This is a genomic window from Chryseolinea serpens, assembly GCF_900129725.1.
GTDB lineage: Bacteria > Bacteroidota > Bacteroidia > Cytophagales > Cyclobacteriaceae > Chryseolinea > Chryseolinea serpens.
In genome coordinates this window covers 593,959-610,409 of record NZ_FQWQ01000005.1, presented here as the reverse complement: position 1 = coordinate 610,409, position 16,451 = coordinate 593,959, and the positions used below count along the sequence as shown (strand labels likewise).

Annotated in this window: 12 protein-coding genes; 11 read left to right on the top strand and 1 reads right to left on the bottom strand. The window is 51.9% G+C overall.

The window, feature by feature from the left end:
* Positions 1–140 precede the first annotated feature (140 nt).
* From BUB30_RS30640 to BUB30_RS30625, 4 genes are read left to right on the top strand one after another with little or no spacing between them, the layout of a single operon-like run.
* On the top strand, positions 141–731 hold the full coding sequence (locus BUB30_RS30640) for a TetR family transcriptional regulator (RefSeq protein WP_073142203.1): 591 nt from the start codon (positions 141–143) through the stop codon (positions 729–731).
* A gap of 12 nt (positions 732–743) precedes the next feature.
* Positions 744–2,072, top strand: a complete 1,329-nt coding sequence (locus tag BUB30_RS30635) for a TolC family protein (protein ID WP_178377236.1) — start codon at positions 744–746, stop codon at positions 2,070–2,072.
* A gap of 21 nt (positions 2,073–2,093) precedes the next feature.
* On the top strand, positions 2,094–3,170 hold the full coding sequence (locus tag BUB30_RS30630) for an HlyD family secretion protein (RefSeq protein ID WP_073142199.1): 1,077 nt from the start codon (positions 2,094–2,096) through the stop codon (positions 3,168–3,170).
* Between the two features lie 8 nt (positions 3,171–3,178).
* Positions 3,179–4,756 (top strand): DHA2 family efflux MFS transporter permease subunit, encoded by a 1,578-nt coding sequence (locus BUB30_RS30625; RefSeq protein ID WP_073142198.1) that lies wholly within the window; start codon positions 3,179–3,181, stop codon positions 4,754–4,756.
* Between the two features lie 82 nt (positions 4,757–4,838).
* On the opposite strand, the gene BUB30_RS30620 is transcribed toward BUB30_RS30625, so the two are convergent.
* Positions 4,839–5,393, bottom strand: a complete 555-nt coding sequence (locus BUB30_RS30620) for a type 1 glutamine amidotransferase domain-containing protein (protein WP_073142196.1) — start codon at positions 5,391–5,393, stop codon at positions 4,839–4,841.
* Positions 5,394–5,658: 265 nt separating this feature from the next.
* Between BUB30_RS30620 and BUB30_RS30615 the strand changes: the two genes are divergently transcribed.
* The 7 genes from BUB30_RS30615 (at position 5,659) to BUB30_RS30585 (ending at position 16,404) form a co-directional block, all read left to right on the top strand.
* Positions 5,659–5,961, top strand: a complete 303-nt coding sequence (locus tag BUB30_RS30615) for a DUF6660 family protein (RefSeq protein ID WP_143165151.1) — start codon at positions 5,659–5,661, stop codon at positions 5,959–5,961.
* A gap of 123 nt (positions 5,962–6,084) precedes the next feature.
* Positions 6,085–10,440 carry a CusA/CzcA family heavy metal efflux RND transporter gene (locus BUB30_RS30610; protein ID WP_073142193.1) on the top strand — a complete coding sequence of 1,452 codons (4,356 nt, stop codon included), beginning with the start codon at positions 6,085–6,087 and terminating at the stop codon, positions 10,438–10,440.
* Between the two features lie 12 nt (positions 10,441–10,452).
* Positions 10,453–11,634, top strand: coding sequence for an efflux RND transporter periplasmic adaptor subunit (locus BUB30_RS30605; RefSeq protein WP_073142192.1), 1,182 nt, complete (start codon positions 10,453–10,455; stop codon positions 11,632–11,634).
* An 85-nt stretch (positions 11,635–11,719) separates the two neighbouring features.
* Positions 11,720–12,889: a mannonate dehydratase gene (gene uxuA / locus BUB30_RS30600; RefSeq protein ID WP_221408822.1), complete on the top strand. Its 1,170-nt coding sequence runs from the start codon at positions 11,720–11,722 to the stop codon at positions 12,887–12,889.
* Positions 12,890–12,979: 90 nt separating this feature from the next.
* On the top strand, positions 12,980–14,713 hold the full coding sequence (locus BUB30_RS30595; RefSeq protein WP_073142190.1) for a GMC oxidoreductase: 1,734 nt from the start codon (positions 12,980–12,982) through the stop codon (positions 14,711–14,713).
* 2 nt (positions 14,714–14,715) lie between these two features.
* Complete coding sequence (locus BUB30_RS30590; RefSeq protein ID WP_073142188.1) at positions 14,716–15,282, top strand: gluconate 2-dehydrogenase subunit 3 family protein; 567 nt, start codon at positions 14,716–14,718, stop codon at positions 15,280–15,282.
* 39 nt (positions 15,283–15,321) lie between these two features.
* Entirely contained in the window at positions 15,322–16,404 is a 1,083-nt protein-coding gene (locus tag BUB30_RS30585; protein WP_073142186.1) for a Gfo/Idh/MocA family protein, read from the top strand.
* Positions 16,405–16,451: the final 47 nt, after the last annotated feature.

The window sequence follows — 16,451 nt, the reverse complement described above, 5'->3', positions numbered from 1 at the left end:
ATCGCTGCCATCATTTTTTAGAAAAAACTTCAAAGTTTTCACCCGTTTGCACGAGGGTTAAAAAGCGCTTTGAACAATATTGTTTTAAACATTTGTTTAAATTTAAACAACCGTTTAATTTTGGGCCCGTTATCAAGCATATGACAAGCGACAAAATACTTTCGGCAGCCCGCGATCTCTTTGAAGAGAAAGGTTTCGACCTTACAAGCGTTCGCGAAATTGCTGCGCGGGCAGGTGTCAATGTGGCGTTGATCAATTATCACTTTGGCTCCAAAGAAAATCTGCTCTTCACGACCATGGAGACTTCCATGGATACCACCCGGATGAAACTGAGCGACATCAATTCGTCGACACAAACACCCGAGGAAAAATTAAAACAGGTGGCCGCACTCTACGTCAGCAAGATCTTCACGAACTGTAAATTCTACCATTTTATCCACCGCGAGTTTGCCAACACCGAGCGCGTGGAGCTGGTGGAAGGATTTACAAAGATCCTGAACCGCAATACCAATGAATTGCGCAAGCTCCTGGAAGACGGCCAAAAGAAAAAAGTGTTTCGTAAAGAAGCGGACCTGGACCTGGTCATGGCCACGCTGTCCGGGATCCTGTACCAAACCACGCACACCCTGTTCAGCAAACGCTACCGCCGCCCCGATGAAGAAGACGAGGCCTACAAGGTTCGCATCGAGAAATTCATGTACGAAATACTCCTTAAATACCTAAAGAAATAGATGTTCAAATTTATGTATAGAAAAATCAGTATCGGATTGGCGAGCCTGCTGGCTGTGTTCCAGCTACAGGCGCAATCGGTTAAGACCTTAACCTTAAAGGAAGCCATTGACCTGGGATACACCAACAGCAAGCAATTGATGATCTCCAACGCCAAGGTGAAAGAAGCGCAAGCGAAATTGGCAGAAGCAAAAGACCGGGCGTTGCCGGACGTGGGTGTGAGCGGAACGTATCTGCACATCAACACCCCGAATATTTCCATGGCCAATTCAGGGTCCGGTAGCAGCAGCGGTTCCGGTTCTGATTCGCCCCTGGCATCGCTCGCCAGTCTGCACGACATCGGCCTGGCACAGGTGACGGCCTCCATGCCCGTGTTCAACGGCTTTAAGATCCGCAACACGAAGATCATGAACGACTACTTACAGCAAGCGGCACAATATGATGCACAGACCACCCGAAGCCAGGTGGCCATCAACACCATCAAAGCGGTGTATCAATATTACGAACTGCTGCAAAGCCGTCGCACGATCGAAGAAAATCTGAAGGGTGAACAGCAGCGCGTGACGGAATTTAAAAACCTGGAGAAGCAAGGTTTGCTGGCGCGCAACGACCGGTTGAAAGCCGAGTTGCAAGCCAACAACGTAGAGCTTGCCCTCACGGAAATAAACAACAGCGTGAAAGTAGCGGAGTACAACCTCCACATATTACTCGGCGTGCCCGACGACACGACCATCCAGTTCGATACAACGGCCAGTTTCGACTTGCCCAAACAGATCACCTGGGAAGAATCGCTGCAAACGGGTCTGACCAATCGCACGGAAATAAAGTCGTCGGACCTGCAAATCAAAGCGAGCGAGTCGGGGTATAAAATTGCCAAAGCCGACTTGCTGCCTACATTAGGAGTGAGCGCAGGATATGCCAACGTTTATATACCGAATGTATTTACCGTAACCAATGCGTTGAATGGCGGCTTGTCGCTGAAATACAGCATCACCGGTGCGATTCATGCCAAACATGGTATGCACGAAGCCCGGGCGCGCTACGAGCAGGCCACAGCCTATAACCAGATGGCGACCGACCAGGTGAAACTAGATGTTCGCCAGAAGTTTCTCAAATCGCAGGAGATGGTCGACAAACTGATCATCAACCAACGCGCGATCGAGCAAGCGCAGGAAAATTTCCAGATCTCGGAAAACAAATACAAGCAAGGCCTGATGATCCTCTCCGACTACCTCGACGCCGACGTGGCGTTGTTGCGGGCGAAGATCCAATACTTTACAACCCGGGCGGACAGCATGATCGCCTACTATGAACTTCAGGAATCAATGGGAACACTTCAATAAAAAAGCATCATCATTAAACGTATGGAAACGAAACCAAAAAAGAATAAAAGATTTGCCATTGTGTTAGGCGTCTTGGTTATTGCCGGAGCAACCTTCGGTATCACAAAATATATTCACGGACAACACCACGAAGAAACAGACGACGCCCAGGTGGAAGGCGATATCAGCCCCATCATTCCCAAAGTGCCGGGCTACATCGATCGCTTGCTTGTTGATGACAACGTCGTAGTAAAAAAAGGCGATACATTGGTGGTATTGGACGATCGCGACCTGGCGTTGCGCGTATTACAGGCACAAGCCGCGCTTGACAATGCACAAGCCAACCTGGCAGCCGTTAAAGCCGGTCTTACGACTTCTACCGAAAACGTCCTCACCGCGAAGTCAAACCTCGAAGCATCCGAATCCAGCATTTCCATTGCTGAAGTGCGGGCGCGTCGTGCGGAACAAGATTTTAAACGTTACCAGGAGTTGATCAAATCCAATTCGATCACCCTGCAACAATATGAGCAAGCTGAAGCCGATCGCGATGCTGCTTTAAAGCAACTGGAAGTATCGAAACGTCAACGGGAAGCTTTGTCGCGCGAGACTTCGTCGCGCAGAGCGCAAAGCACGGTGAGCGGTCGCAATATCGCCCTGGCCGAAACCGTGGTGAAAGAACGCGAAGCCGATCTTGAGTTTGCCAAACTCCAACTTTCATACGCCTACATTCTGGCACCCACCGATGGTGTCATCTCCCGCAAGAGTGTTCAACCCGGACAATTGGTTCAAGCTGGTCAATCGATTTTCGCGCTGGTGACGGCAAAACAAAAATGGGTCATCGCCAACTTCAAAGAAACCCAATTGGAAAAAATGAAGCCCGGACAAGTGGTGGAGATCGCCGTAGATGCTTTTCCGCACGAATCGTTCCAGGGCAAAGTGGAGTCGCTTTCGCCGGCCACCGGTGCACGGTTCGCCTTGCTGCCTGCCGACAATGCGTCGGGCAACTTTGTGAAAGTGGTACAACGTGTGCCCGTAAAGATCGTGCTCACCGATGCTCCTGAAAAAGCAAGCCTGCTCCGCGCCGGCATGAACGTGATCGTGGACGTACATTTAGATTAATCCATTCTATGCTTCAGCAAGAATCTTTGGTAGAATACGGTTGGAAGCGGGCGATCATCACCATCACCGCGGTGATGTGTGCCTTGCTGGAGATCATCGATACCACGATCGTGAACGTGGCGCTCAATGAAATGAAGGGAAACCTGGGCGCCACCCTCAACGACGTGAGCTGGGTCATCACGGCCTATGCCATCGCCAACGTGATCATCGTTCCGTTGACCAGTTGGTTGTCGCAACAATTCGGACGCCGTAATTATTTCGCGGCCTCCATCATCATTTTCACCGTCGCTTCTTTCCTTTGCGGCAACGCCGACAACATTTGGGAGTTGGTGTTCTTCCGCTTCATCCAGGGTTTGGGTGGTGGTGCATTGCTGGTAACTTCGCAAACGATCATTACCGAAGTTTACCCGCCCGAAAAAAGAGGTATGGCCCAGGCATTGTATGGCATGGGTGTGATCGTTGGTCCTACACTGGGTCCTCCTCTGGGCGGTTATATTGTCGACAACTATTCGTGGCCCGACATTTTCTATATCAACATACCCATCGGGGTAATTGCCACGCTGTTGACATTGTCGTATGTGAAAAGCCCCAACTATGGCGGCAAGAAATCCATGGCCGATGTGGACTGGCTGGGCATCTTGTTCCTCGTCATGGCCGTTGGCGCCCTCCAATTCGTATTGGAAAAAGGACAAGAGCACGATTGGTTTGAATACAGCTGGATCATCGTGTTGTCGGTGGTTGCGTTCCTTGGCGTGTACTTGTTCATCTGGCGTGAGCTCGTCGTGAAAGACCCTGTGGTGGATCTGCGGGTATTGAAAGACAAGAATCTCGCGATCGGCACCGTGCTGTCCTTCATCCTGGGTTTCGGTTTATACGGATCTACTTTTGTGATCCCGCTTTTTACACAGAACGTGTTGGGATGGACAGCTTTGCAATCGGGCTTAATGCTCGTGCCCAGTTCGGTGGCCACCGGTTTGATGATGCCCATTGTGGGGCGAGCCATTCAAAAAGATATTCCGCATAAGTATCTGATCGCACTGGGTTTTTCGGTGTTCTTCGGATACAGCTTGTGGGCCTACACGATCATCACACCCTTTACCGGTGAAAGCGACTTCTTTTGGCTGCTGATGACACGGGGGATTGGGTTGGGCTTCTTGTTCGTTCCCACGACGACACTGGCGCTTTCATCCCTCAAAGGAAAAGAGATTGGCCAAGGGGCAGCCTTTACGGGTATGGTCCGTCAGCTGGGGGGCTCGTTTGGCATTGCCTTGATCAGTACCTACATCAGTCGCCAAACGGTGCACCACCGTGGCGACCTGGTAACCAACATAACAACGTACAGCACAGACGTTCAACAACGCATCGCAGGATTGAAGGCAGGTTTCATGGCCACCGGAAGCGGTGCGGAGAAAGCTACCTTGCAAGCGTATCAATCCCTCGATGGCATGGTGTCGAAGCAAGCCGCTTTGCTTACCTACATGGATGTGTTCCTGGGCATCGGCCTGTTCTTCCTGATCTGCGTGCCGCTGGTGTTGTTGTTAAAGCCTGCGAAGAACAAAGTGGATATGAGCAACGTTGGGCATTAAGCCATTTCAATAGTTTACAGGAAAAAGGCGCACGAGTTATCGTGCGCCTTCTTATTTTATGAGTACATCTTTTATGAGTACATCATACTTTCGCATGAATGCCTTCCTGAAGTTCCTCCAAAAGTTTTTGGTTAAAGGCTTCTAAGTCTGCCGGAGAGCGGCTGGTAACCAAACCGTTGTCCACGACCACTTCTTTGTCTGTCCAGTTTGCGCCGGCGTTGATCAAATCGGTTTTGATGGATTTGTATGACGTCATCTCCCGGCCATCCACCACGCCTGCTTCGATGAGCGACTGTGGACCGTGACAAATAGCGGCCACGGGTTTTCCGGCTTCAAAGAAATCCTGGATGAAGCGCACCGCTTCTTTGTTGGTGCGCAGCTTGTCGGGGTTGATCACACCGCCGGGCAAGACCAGGCCATCATAGTCGTCGGCCTTGGCTTCCGAAATGTGTTTGTCCACTTTCAGGGTGATTCCCCAGTCCTTCTCATCCCAACCCCGCACTTCCTTGGGTTGGGGTGATACGATGTGCACCGTCACGCCCTTGGCTTCCATCGCCTCCTTCGGGCTGGTCAGTTCCGATTGCTCGAATCCGTTTTCCGTGAGGATCGCCACTTTCATTTTTTTCAGGTCTTCCATGATTGATATTATTTGGTGATACATGCACTAACTCCTTAGCCCGCGGACAACATTCATACCACGCTCAAAGCCTTTCCGACGTGGCCCACAAGGCCCATACCCTGGAAACGGGCTCGGGAGGGCGGCAACAGGATGGGGAAATATTTGCCGTGAAACGGGCTCGGATTTCAAATTAGGTTGGTCAATGCCTTGAAAAGGGCCCGGGAGGCACAAATTTTCGGCAAATGAAAACCTGTTGCACGACGATTCCTGCTACCTTTGGTACGTGAAGCTTCTCTATTTATTTCTCGCGCTCTACCTCACCATCCTGGTCGGCTACCCGTGTACCGATGCCGATGAGCGTGCGCATGGAGAAACGGCCCTTCACATCCAACACGCGCAACCCGGCGCTGACCAATGCTCGCCGTTTTGCATCTGCGCGTGCTGCGCCACCAGCGTGCAACTCACGACCAATGCCATTCTGCTAACCGCTGCACCCAACCACAATTCGAAATTCATTACGCCATACCTGGATAGACATCTTGTCCACAGTCAGACATCCATCTGGCAGCCACCCCGGCGTTCATAATCCATCCTTTTCTGGGCATTCCCGAACCCGTCTCTTCGTCGCGTGAGGAAGATGGCGGTGTAATCATTTTTTTCCCGGAACGGCTATGCGCACCATGGCCTTTTTATTCCATATGCTAAAATTATGTTAGATAAGATCATTCATTTCTCCATTCACAACAAGTTCATTGTTGGCCTCTTCGTCATCGCGTTGATTGCGTGGGGGAGCTATTCGCTGACTCAGCTTCCCATCGACGCCGTGCCGGACATCACCAACAATCAAGTACAGGTGTACACCGTGTCGCCTTCGAATGGTGCCGAGGACATCGAGCGTTTTGTGACGTTTCCGATCGAGCAGACCATGGCCACCATCCCGGGCAAAGAAGAAATACGGTCCATTTCCCGGTTTGGTCTTTCGGTGGTGACCATTGTTTTTCATGAGAACATCGATGTGTATTGGGCGCGTCAGCAAGTGAGCGAACGGCTCAATGAGGCTTTGACCGAGATCCCTGCCGGCATGGGCAAGCCCACCCTGGCTCCCGTAACGACAGGGCTAGGCGAGATATTTCAATACATTTTACGGCCGGAGCCGGGCTACGACTCTGCCTATTCTGCCATGGAGCTACGCACGCTTCAAGATTGGATCGTGCGCCGTCAATTGCTGGGCACGGAAGGTGTGGCCGACGTGAGCAGCTTCGGCGGATTTCTGAAACAATATGAAATTACGCTCAACCCCGAGCGCCTGCGTAGCATGAACATCAGCATGAATGATGTCTTCACCGCGCTCGAAAAAAACAATCAAAACATCGGCGGTGCGTATATCGACAAAAAACCAAATGCTTACTTTATCCGCAGCGAAGGGCTTATCAAAAGCACCGAAGACATTGATAACATCGTCGTGAAGCGAGACATCCATGGCATCCCGGTATTGATCCGCAATGTAGCCGACGTTCATTTCGGTCATGCCACACGATATGGCGCGATGACCCGCAACACGGAAGGGGAGGTAGTGGGTGGGTTGGTGCTCATGCTCAAGGGGGCAAACTCTTCGCGCGTGATCGTTAACGTGAAGGAGCGCATCGCCCAAATCCAAAAAAATCTACCCAAAGGCGTCACCATCGAGCCCTTCCTCGATCGTACTAAGCTGGTGAACAACGCCATTGGCACGGTGACGAAAAACCTGGCAGAAGGTGCACTCATTGTTATTCTCGTGCTGGTCTTGCTCTTGGGGAATTTGCGTGCCGGCCTCATCGTAGCTTCGGTTATTCCGCTGGCGATGTTGTTCACGGTCTCCATGATGAATCTTTTCGGTGTCTCCGGAAATCTCATGAGCCTGGGTGCTATTGACTTTGGGTTGATTGTGGACGGCGCCGTCATTATCGTGGAAGCCACCATGCATCACCTGGGTGTCCGGAACCTGACCCGCAGGCTTACGCAAGAAGAAATGGATCTTGAGGTATATCAGTCAGCCTCCAAGATCCGAAACAGCGCAGCGTTTGGCGAGATCATCATTCTCATCGTCTATCTCCCCATCCTGGCCTTGGTTGGAACGGAGGGAAAAATGTTCCGGCCCATGGCTGAAACGGTTTCGTTCGCCATTTTGGGTGCGTTCATTCTTTCACTTACCTACGTGCCGATGATGAGCGCGCAGTTCCTCAGCAAAAACGTCGCGCCCAAGCGAACCATCTCCGACCGGATCATGAACTTCATTCATCGCTTGTACGATCCCGCTATCCGTTTCGTCATTCACCAAAAATTAATCGTGGTGGCGAGCGGAGTAGCCCTGTTTCTGTTCAGCCTGTTCCTGTTCAATACCTTGGGCGCGGAATTTATTCCTACGTTGGAAGAGGGCGACTTCGCCGTTGAGACGCGCATATTGACAGGCAGTAGTTTATCGAAGTCCATCGAAACGGCCACACAATCATCAAAGGTGATCCTGGCAAATTTTCCGGAGGTCAAAGAAGTGGTAGCGAAGATCGGGTCATCCGAGATTCCCATCGATCCCATGCCGGCAGAATCGTTTGACCTGATTGTTATTTTGAAAGATAAATCCGAATGGACCAGCGCTGAGAATCGCGAAGCGCTAGCCGAAAAAATGCAATCCAAATTGGAACAACATGTGCCGGGTGCCACCTATGGTTTTCAGCAGCCCATTCAAATGCGATTCAATGAATTGGCCACCGGCGCCCGCCAGGACGTAGTCGTGAAAATTTACGGCGAAGACATGACCCAACTCTCTGCCTACGCTGAACGCATCGGCGCCATCGCCCAGAAAGTCGAAGGTGCGCAAGACGTTTACGTGGAGCGCATGGCCGGCTTGCCGCAGATCGTGGTGCATTTCGACCGCGCCAAACTGGCTCAGTTCGGGTTGAACGTTGAGGAAGTGAACCGCGTTATCCGCGCGGGTTTTGCCGGGGAAGTTGCCGGGCTTGTCTTTGAACAAGAGCGTCGCTTTGACCTGGTAGTGAGGCTCGATCAACAAAACCGCCAAAGCATCGACGACTTGCGAACGCTCTACATCACGGCGTCCGACGGGCGTCAGGTGCCGCTGTCACAACTGGCTTCGATCGAGATGGTGACCGGACCCAACCAAATCCAGCGCGATGATGCCAAGCGGCGTATCCTCGTTGGCTTCAATGTGCGGGGGCGTGATGTTGAGAGCATCGTTACCGAGATGCAGAAGAAAATCGATCAGCAAATAAAATTTGCACCCGGCTATTATGTGACCTACGGTGGCACATTCGAGAACCTGCAACAAGCGCGCACCCGGCTCAGCATCGCCGTGCCCATAGCGCTAGCGTTGATCTTTCTGCTTTTATATTTCACATTTCACTCCGTGGGCCAAAGCCTCCTCATCCTCAGTGCCATTCCACTGTCGGCCATCGGCGGCATTTTCGCTTTATGGATACGGGACATGCCGTTTAGTATTTCTGCGGGTATTGGCTTCATCGCCTTGTTTGGCGTATCGGTACTCAATGGCATTGTGTTGCTGGCGGAGTTCAACCACTTGAAAAGCGAAGGCCTTAGCGATCTGAAAGAAATTGTTTTAAAGGGAACCACCGTACGTTTGCGCCCGGTCATCATGACGGCCCTGGTAGCGTCGTTGGGTTTTTTGCCGATGGCCCTGTCGCAAGGCAGCGGTGCGGAAGTGCAAAAACCTTTGGCCACGGTCGTGATCGGTGGCTTGATCAGCGCCACGTTGCTCACGCTGCTGGTGCTACCCTGTTTGTATATCTATTTGGAAAAACGAATAAACATGAAACCAATCGTCACCATCCTTCTCCTCCTGGCGCTGGCGTTGCCGGGAGTGTCTGTGGCGCAAACCCCAGCCCCGCTGTCGGTGGAAAACGCCGTTGCGCTGGCGTTGCAACGAAACCCTGCTGTGAAAGCCGCCACCTACGATGTAGAAGCCAGCAAGTTCATGAAGCAAACGTCCGGCGAGATCGGGAAGACCTCGGTGTTGGCCACGATCGGACAATACAACAGTATTGCCAAGAACGACAACAACATCACCGTCACGCAGACCATTCCCTTTCCTACTGTCTTTGGTGCAAGAAGCGCTGTGGGGAAAGCCCAGGTCGAACGCCGCGAGATCGTGAAGGCCACCACCGAAAATGAGTTGGCCTATGAAGTGAAGTCAACGTGGTATCAACTGGCCTATCTGAAAAAATTGAATCGTTGGCTTCAGCAACAGGACAGCACGTTCACCTCCTTTGCAAAAGCTGCCGCCGCCAAGCAACGCGTGGGGGAAACCAACCTCCTGGAAAAAACAACAGCCGAAGCCAGTGCTCAGCAATTCCACACCACCTTGCGTCAGAATGAAGCGGACATTCTCATTTTTCAAAAACGCCTGCAGACGCTGTTGTTTGCCGACCAGCCGGTAGACATTCAGTCGGATCAACTGGCACCACGCGATTTCACTCCCGGCGACAGCGCGAGCACTGCCATGAACCCCGTCCTGCGACTGTACCGCCAGGATATCGCCGTTACGGAAAAAGAAAAATCGCTCGAAAAAAATCATCTTCTCCCCGATCTCACCTTTGGCTACTTCAACCAAACCCTGATCAGCACACCCTTGAATGTGACCAACACGGAATTGGCCACCTCGGCCAATCGCTTTCAGGGCTTTCAGGTAGGGTTGAGCATTCCCCTCTGGTTTCACCCCCAGACCAGCCGGATCAAGGCCGCGGAGATGACAAGACTTTCGGCGGAGAGCCGCTATGAGCAAACGAAAAAAAATACAGAAAGCCAGTATGCCATATTGCTACAAGAGTGGGAGAAATACCGGGCATCGCTCAACTACTATCAGCAAAGCGCACTCCCGCAAGCAGCACTCATCCTAAGCCACGCCGCCAAAGCCTACCGGAGTGGCGACATTGGCTACGTGGAGTATCTGCAGGGGCTCAACACCGCCACGGCCCTCCAGGTGGGCTACCTGGAAACTTTAAACAACTACAATCAAAGCGTGCTGCGCATCGAATTCATTCAAGGTCAATTGTAATCCTAAAGACATATGTTCAAGAGCTCAAATTTTATACGATACACTTTTCCGATGGTCATGCTGGCTGCCTTATCGGCGTGTCAAAAATCAAAACCAGAGGAGACACCAAAAGCTGAAGAAACTGCCGTGCATGCCGATGCCGTGGAATTTACGACCGACCAGTTTGCCACGGCAGGCATTCAGTGGGGAAAGATTGAACCGAGAGCGCTTAGCGGGGCGGTGACGGTAAATGGTATGTTGGACGTGCCGCCGCAAAATCTCGTGAGCATCTCCGCGCCGTTGGGAGGCTTTCTTAAATCCACGGACCTGTTGCAAGGAAAAGCCGTTCGCAAGGGTGAAGTGGTGGCGGTGATGGAAAGCACCGAATACATTCAGCTCCAGCAAGATTACCTGGAACAAAAAAGCCAATTGGATTTTCTGCAGGAAGAGTTCAAGCGCCAGGAAGAATTGGCCAAAGAGAATGTGAACGCAACAAAAACGCTGCAACAATCCAAGGCTTCCTATTTAGGGATGCTGGCGAAAGTGAACGGGTTGCGTGGAAAACTCCAACTCATCAACATCAACCCCGATCAATTGGAGAAGACGTCGGAGATCCATCAGACCATTCCGTTGTACTCGCCGATCAGCGGTTTTGTGACCGAGGTGAACGCCAACATCGGCATGTATGTCACGCCCACCCACGCCATTTTCAAGATCGTAGACACCGAGCACCTGCACGCTGAGCTCACGGTGTTTGAGAAGGATGTGCTCAAACTTAAGATTGGGCAAAAAGTAAGGTTTGTGCTGGCCAATGAAACCCGGGAGCGCACGGCCACCGTCCACCTCATCGGTCGTGAGATCAGCGAACAGCGCACCGTGCGCGTGCACTGTCATCTCGACAACGAAGACACCAACCTGCTGCCCGGTATGTACCTGACCGCCCAGGTGGAGACCGGCAACCGCGAAACCCCAACGCTGCCCGACGAAGCCATCGTGGCCTTTGAAGGAAAGAAATACATTTTCACGACTCCCGAGGGAGCAAGCGAAAGCGGCCGTATGTTTAAATTGATCGAGATAAAAACCGGCATCCACGAAAACGGGTTTACGGAAGTGATCACACCGCAGGAGTTTTCTCCAAACGCAGCCGTTGTCGTCAAGGGCGCTTATGATATCCTGGGCAAAATGAAGAACAGCGAGGAAGGCGAGGAGCATTAGGGCCCAGCCGAAAAAAGTCTATTGCGAAGTAGTGAAGTTCTGGAGGACTGTATATTTTCGTTCAACCAATAATTTAGTTGCGATCATGATGATGGAACAAACCATGCGCTGGTACGGACCCAACGATCCGGTCAGTCTCGCCGATATTCGTCAAGCCGGGTGCACCGGTGTTGTCACTGCCTTGCATCACATTCCCGTGGGCGATGTGTGGACCACCGAGGAGATCAATCTCCGCAAAGCCATGATCGAAAAAGCCGGGTTGGGGTGGACGGTTGTGGAGAGCCTACCCGTCCACGAAGACATCAAGCGTCAAACGGGCGACTACTTGCGGTACATCGAACAATACAAAGAGAGCCTTCGCAACGCGGGCCAGTGTGGATTGAAGGTGATCACTTATAATTTTATGCCCATCCTGGATTGGATGCGCACCGACATTTCGTATACCCTCCCCGATGGCAGCAAAGCGCTCTATTTCGAGCGGGCTGCCTTTATTGCCTTCGATCTCTTTTTGCTGAAGCGTCCCGGAGCGGAGAAAGACTACACCCCTGCCGAACAACAATTGGCACGCGAGCGCTTCGACAGCATGAGTGATGCAGAGCGTCAAAAATTATTTCGCAATACCATGCTCGGACTTCCCGGCAGCGATGTTCCTTTCACACCGCAGGAAATATTGGAGGCTCTGAAAAAATACGAAGGCATTGACGCAGCCAAATTAAAGGAAAATCTTTTCCATTTTCTCCAGAAAATTATCCCGGTCGCGGCGGAGGCCGGTGTGAAGATGGCTATTCATCCAGACGATCCTCCCTACCCCATCCTGGGTTTGCCCCGCGTTGTGAGCACGGAGAAAGATGCCACCGAGATCATTCAAGCTGCACCATCGCCTGCCAACGGTCTTTGTTTTTGCACGGGTTCCTATGGTGCACGTGCCGACAACGACTTGCCGGGAATGATCCAACGCCTAGGCGATCACATTCATTTCCTCCACCTGCGCAGCACCCAACGCGACGCGCAAGGAAATTTCTACGAAGCCAACCACCTGGAAGGCGACGCGAACATGCCCGCAGTGGTGCACGCGATCGTGCGCCTGATGCAACGACGCAAAACGTCCATCCCGATGCGACCCGACCACGGCCACCAAATGCTGGACGACCTGAAGAAAACGACCTACCCAGGCTATTCAGCTATCGGGCGGTTGAGAGGACTGGCGGAGTTGCGAGGACTGGAGCTCGGTATCCGTCGTTCGATCGAAGGATAAAAGCAGAGCCACCCATCAACTTTTAATTCAATCGTTTGCTTTAGTCGGATTCGGTTTTCAATTTTAGTTCGAAAACCAACTGACGCGTCCATGCAAAAAGATAGTAGTTCTGTTAATGTCAACGCCGCCGGCGTGGCAAAAAATACGTATGACGCCATCGTCATCGGTTCGGGGATCAGCGGTGGATGGGCCGCGAAAGAACTTTGCGAACAAGGATTGAAAACGCTGGTCTTGGAGCGCGGGCGAAACGTAGAGCACCAGAAAGACTATCCCACCGCCACAAAGGCACCCTGGGAACTTGAACATCGCGGACGAATGCCTCGGAAGTTCCTGGAAGAAAATCCGCTCATCAGTAAGGCCGCGGGCTTCGGCGAAGAGTCTGCACACTTCTTTATCAAAGACAAGGATCACCCCTACGTACAAGAAAAACCTTTCGATTGGATTCGTGGCTACCAGGTCGGCGGCAAGTCACTCACCTGGGGGCGCGCCACGCAACGGTGGAGCAATTTTGAATTCACGGCACCCGACCGGTTCGGCTATGGTTTGGACTGGCCCATCCGTTATAACGACGTGGCGCCATGGTATTCGCATGTTGAAAAATTTATCGGCATCTGCGGAAACAAAGACGGCATCGAAGCCATGCCCGATGGCGAATTCCTTCCTCCTTTTGAATTCAACTGCGTGGAATCCCATCTTCAGAAAAAAATCAAAGAACACTATAAGGATCGCCACCTCGTTCACGCCCGCTGGGCACACCTGACGCAGCCCACAGAACTTCATTTGAAACAAGGAAGAGGAAAGTGTCAGGCGCGCAACATGTGTATGCGAGGGTGTCCGTATGGTGGCTATTTCAGTTCAGTCTCATCCACATTGCCGTGGGCGCATAAGACCGGAAACCTCACGGTCCGTCCTTTCTCCGTCGTGCACTCTATTATATATGACGAACAAAAAGGAAAAGCCACCGGCGTGCGCGTCATCGACGCAAACACGCAGGAGTCCACCGAATATTTTGCCCGTGTCATTTTTGTAAATGGTTCGGCATTGAATAGTACGCTGGTGTTACTCAACTCCAAGAGCAATCGCTTCCCCAATGGGCTCGGCAACGACAGCGGTGTGCTTGGAAAGTATGTTGCCTTCCATCTCTATCGGGGAAGCGTATCGGCTTCGATCGAAGGTTTTCAAGATCGCTATACTTACGGGCGAAATCCAACGGAACCTATACTGGCCAACTATCGCAATCTTCATAAACAGGACACCGACTATTTTGGTGGCTTCACCACGTTCGTGGGCGCTTACCGGCCGCGGGGCGCGGAAGATGCCGGTGAAACAGAGCTGGGTGCTCCCTTCAAAAGTGCATTATCCAAACCCGGAGGCTGGCGCACCTACATGTATATGCAAGGCGAGACCATCCCGAAAGCTTCGAACCATGTGCGGCTCAGCGATACAGAAAAAGATCAGTGGGGCATTCCACTCCTCGTCACTTCCGTAGGATACGACGACAACGACGAAAAGATGATCAAAGACTTTCTTACGCAAAGCAGCGAGATGCTTGCGAAAGCGGGATGTCTTGACATCAGCCCCTACGACACGCACCAGGCACCGGGCCTGGACATCCACGAAATGGGTGGTGCCCGCATGGGGCGCGATCCAAAGACATCGATCCTCAACGGGTGGAACCAAGTGCATCAGTGCAAAAATGTTTTCGTTACCGATGGCGCGTGCATGACCAGCACCGGCAACCAAAGCCCTTCGATCTTATACATGGCCCTGACGGCGCGGGCCGCAAACCACGCCGTAGAAGAAATGAAACGCAAAAACCTCTGATCATGAACCGAAGAGAAGCCCTGGCCGCAACGGCCCGTGTATTGGGTGGTAGTATAGTAGGCGCACAGATTTTTCTGACAGCCTGCAAAACACCGGAAAAGAAACGAGAACCTTTTTCCCCCGACGACATTGCCTTCCTCGATGCTGTCGGTGAAGTGATCATTCCCACAACCACGGATTCGCCCGGGGCAAAAGCGGCACGCATCGGGGATTTCATGCGCGTGATCGTTACGGATTGTTACAGCGACGCCGAACACAAAATTTTTGTCGACGGCATGGCCACGCTAAAAGCATTGAGCCAAAAGAAATATGATAAGGACTTTATCAAACTTTCCGGAGAAGAGCAAAATACATTGCTCTCGGCCGTGAACAAGGAGGCAAAAGCCTATGCCAGCACCAAGCGGGAGGCAGATCCTGAACATTATTTCACATTGATAAAACAGCTCACCACCTGGGGATATTTCACCTCCGAGCCTGGCGCCACGAAAGCACTGAATTATCTTCCTGTGCCCGGCCGCTTCGAAGGCTGTGTGCCGTATACGGAGGGTGAAAAAGCGTGGGCGCTTTAAGCATCGAAATTATAAAAAAATAAAACCACCTTACATCGCATGCAACGTACAAAAGTAGCCATCCTTGGCGCAGGATTCATCACCGACATTCACGTAGAAAGCTACCACCGCTTCATACCCGAAGCCGAAGTGGTGGCCGTTTATGCCCGCAATAAAGACAAGGCCAAGGCCTTCGCCGAAAAATATCACATCCCCCAATGGTTCGACAATGTGGACGAGCTCCTGCAAAAATCAGGCTGCGAAGTGGTCGATATTTGTCTGCCCAACTTTCTGCATGCCGAAACAACATTGAAAGCGGCCAAGGCTGGCAAACATGTCATCATCGAAAAACCGTTGGCCGTTACGTTGGAAGAAGCCGACGCCATGATCGATGCGTGCAAGAAAGCCAACGTGAAACTGATGTATGCGGAAGAATTGTGCTTCGCTCCAAAATATGAACGCGTGCGCCACCTGGTGAAAGAAGGCGCCGTAGGCAAAGTCTATATGCTAAAGCAAGCCGAGAAACATTCCGGGCCCCATGGCGACTGGTTCTATGACATCAAGCAAGCCGGCGGCGGTGTGCTCATGGACATGGGCTGTCACGCTTTCGGCTGGTTTTTCTGGATGTTGAATAATGCCAAAGTAAAATCCGTATCCGCGAGCATGGCTACCGTGTTGCACGGAGGCCGTACGCAAGGCGAAGACAACTCGGTCGTAATCGTAGAATTTGAAAACGGTGTTACCGCCGTAGCCGAAAACAGTTGGGCAAAGCACGGCGGCATGGACGACAAAAGCGAAGTCTATGGCACCGAAGGCGTGATCTATGCCGACCTCTTCCTGGGCAACGCCGCGTTGGCCTATAGCAAGAACGGCTACGGCTATGCTATGGAAAAAGCCGACACCACAGCGGGTTGGAGCTTTCCTATTTTCGAGGAAGTGTTCAACCAAGGTTATCCGCATGAGCTGAAGCACTTCATCGAATGTGTTCAGCAAAATAAAGAACCTCTCGTCACCGGAGAATTGGGTCGCGCTGTATTGGAAGTGATCTATGCTGCCTATGCCGCCGCAGGACAAGGCAAAAAGATCAGCCTGCCCTTTCACGCCAAGGTAGACAGGCCCATCGATCTGTGGCTGAAACCCTAAGGCTGGCGAGATCAGCTTTGTCGCAGATCAAGCTCTGACGAAAGAAT

What these genes read in the sequence shown, in the direction of transcription:
- BUB30_RS30640 (WP_073142203.1), top strand. Translation starts at nt 141, where the DNA reads ATGACAAGCGACAAAATACTTTCGGCAGCCCGCGATCTCTTTGAAGAG.
- BUB30_RS30635 (WP_178377236.1), top strand. Translation starts at nt 744, where the DNA reads ATGTATAGAAAAATCAGTATCGGATTGGCGAGCCTGCTGGCTGTGTTC.
- BUB30_RS30630 (WP_073142199.1), top strand. Translation starts at nt 2,094, where the DNA reads ATGGAAACGAAACCAAAAAAGAATAAAAGATTTGCCATTGTGTTAGGC.
- BUB30_RS30625 (WP_073142198.1), top strand. Translation starts at nt 3,179, where the DNA reads ATGCTTCAGCAAGAATCTTTGGTAGAATACGGTTGGAAGCGGGCGATC.
- BUB30_RS30620 (WP_073142196.1), bottom strand. Translation starts at nt 5,393, where the DNA reads ATGGAAGACCTGAAAAAAATGAAAGTGGCGATCCTCACGGAAAACGGA.
- BUB30_RS30610 (WP_073142193.1), top strand. Translation starts at nt 6,085, where the DNA reads ATGTTAGATAAGATCATTCATTTCTCCATTCACAACAAGTTCATTGTT.
- BUB30_RS30605 (WP_073142192.1), top strand. Translation starts at nt 10,453, where the DNA reads ATGTTCAAGAGCTCAAATTTTATACGATACACTTTTCCGATGGTCATG.
- uxuA (WP_221408822.1), top strand. Translation starts at nt 11,720, where the DNA reads ATGATGATGGAACAAACCATGCGCTGGTACGGACCCAACGATCCGGTC.
- BUB30_RS30595 (WP_073142190.1), top strand. Translation starts at nt 12,980, where the DNA reads ATGCAAAAAGATAGTAGTTCTGTTAATGTCAACGCCGCCGGCGTGGCA.
- BUB30_RS30590 (WP_073142188.1), top strand. Translation starts at nt 14,716, where the DNA reads ATGAACCGAAGAGAAGCCCTGGCCGCAACGGCCCGTGTATTGGGTGGT.
- BUB30_RS30585 (WP_073142186.1), top strand. Translation starts at nt 15,322, where the DNA reads ATGCAACGTACAAAAGTAGCCATCCTTGGCGCAGGATTCATCACCGAC.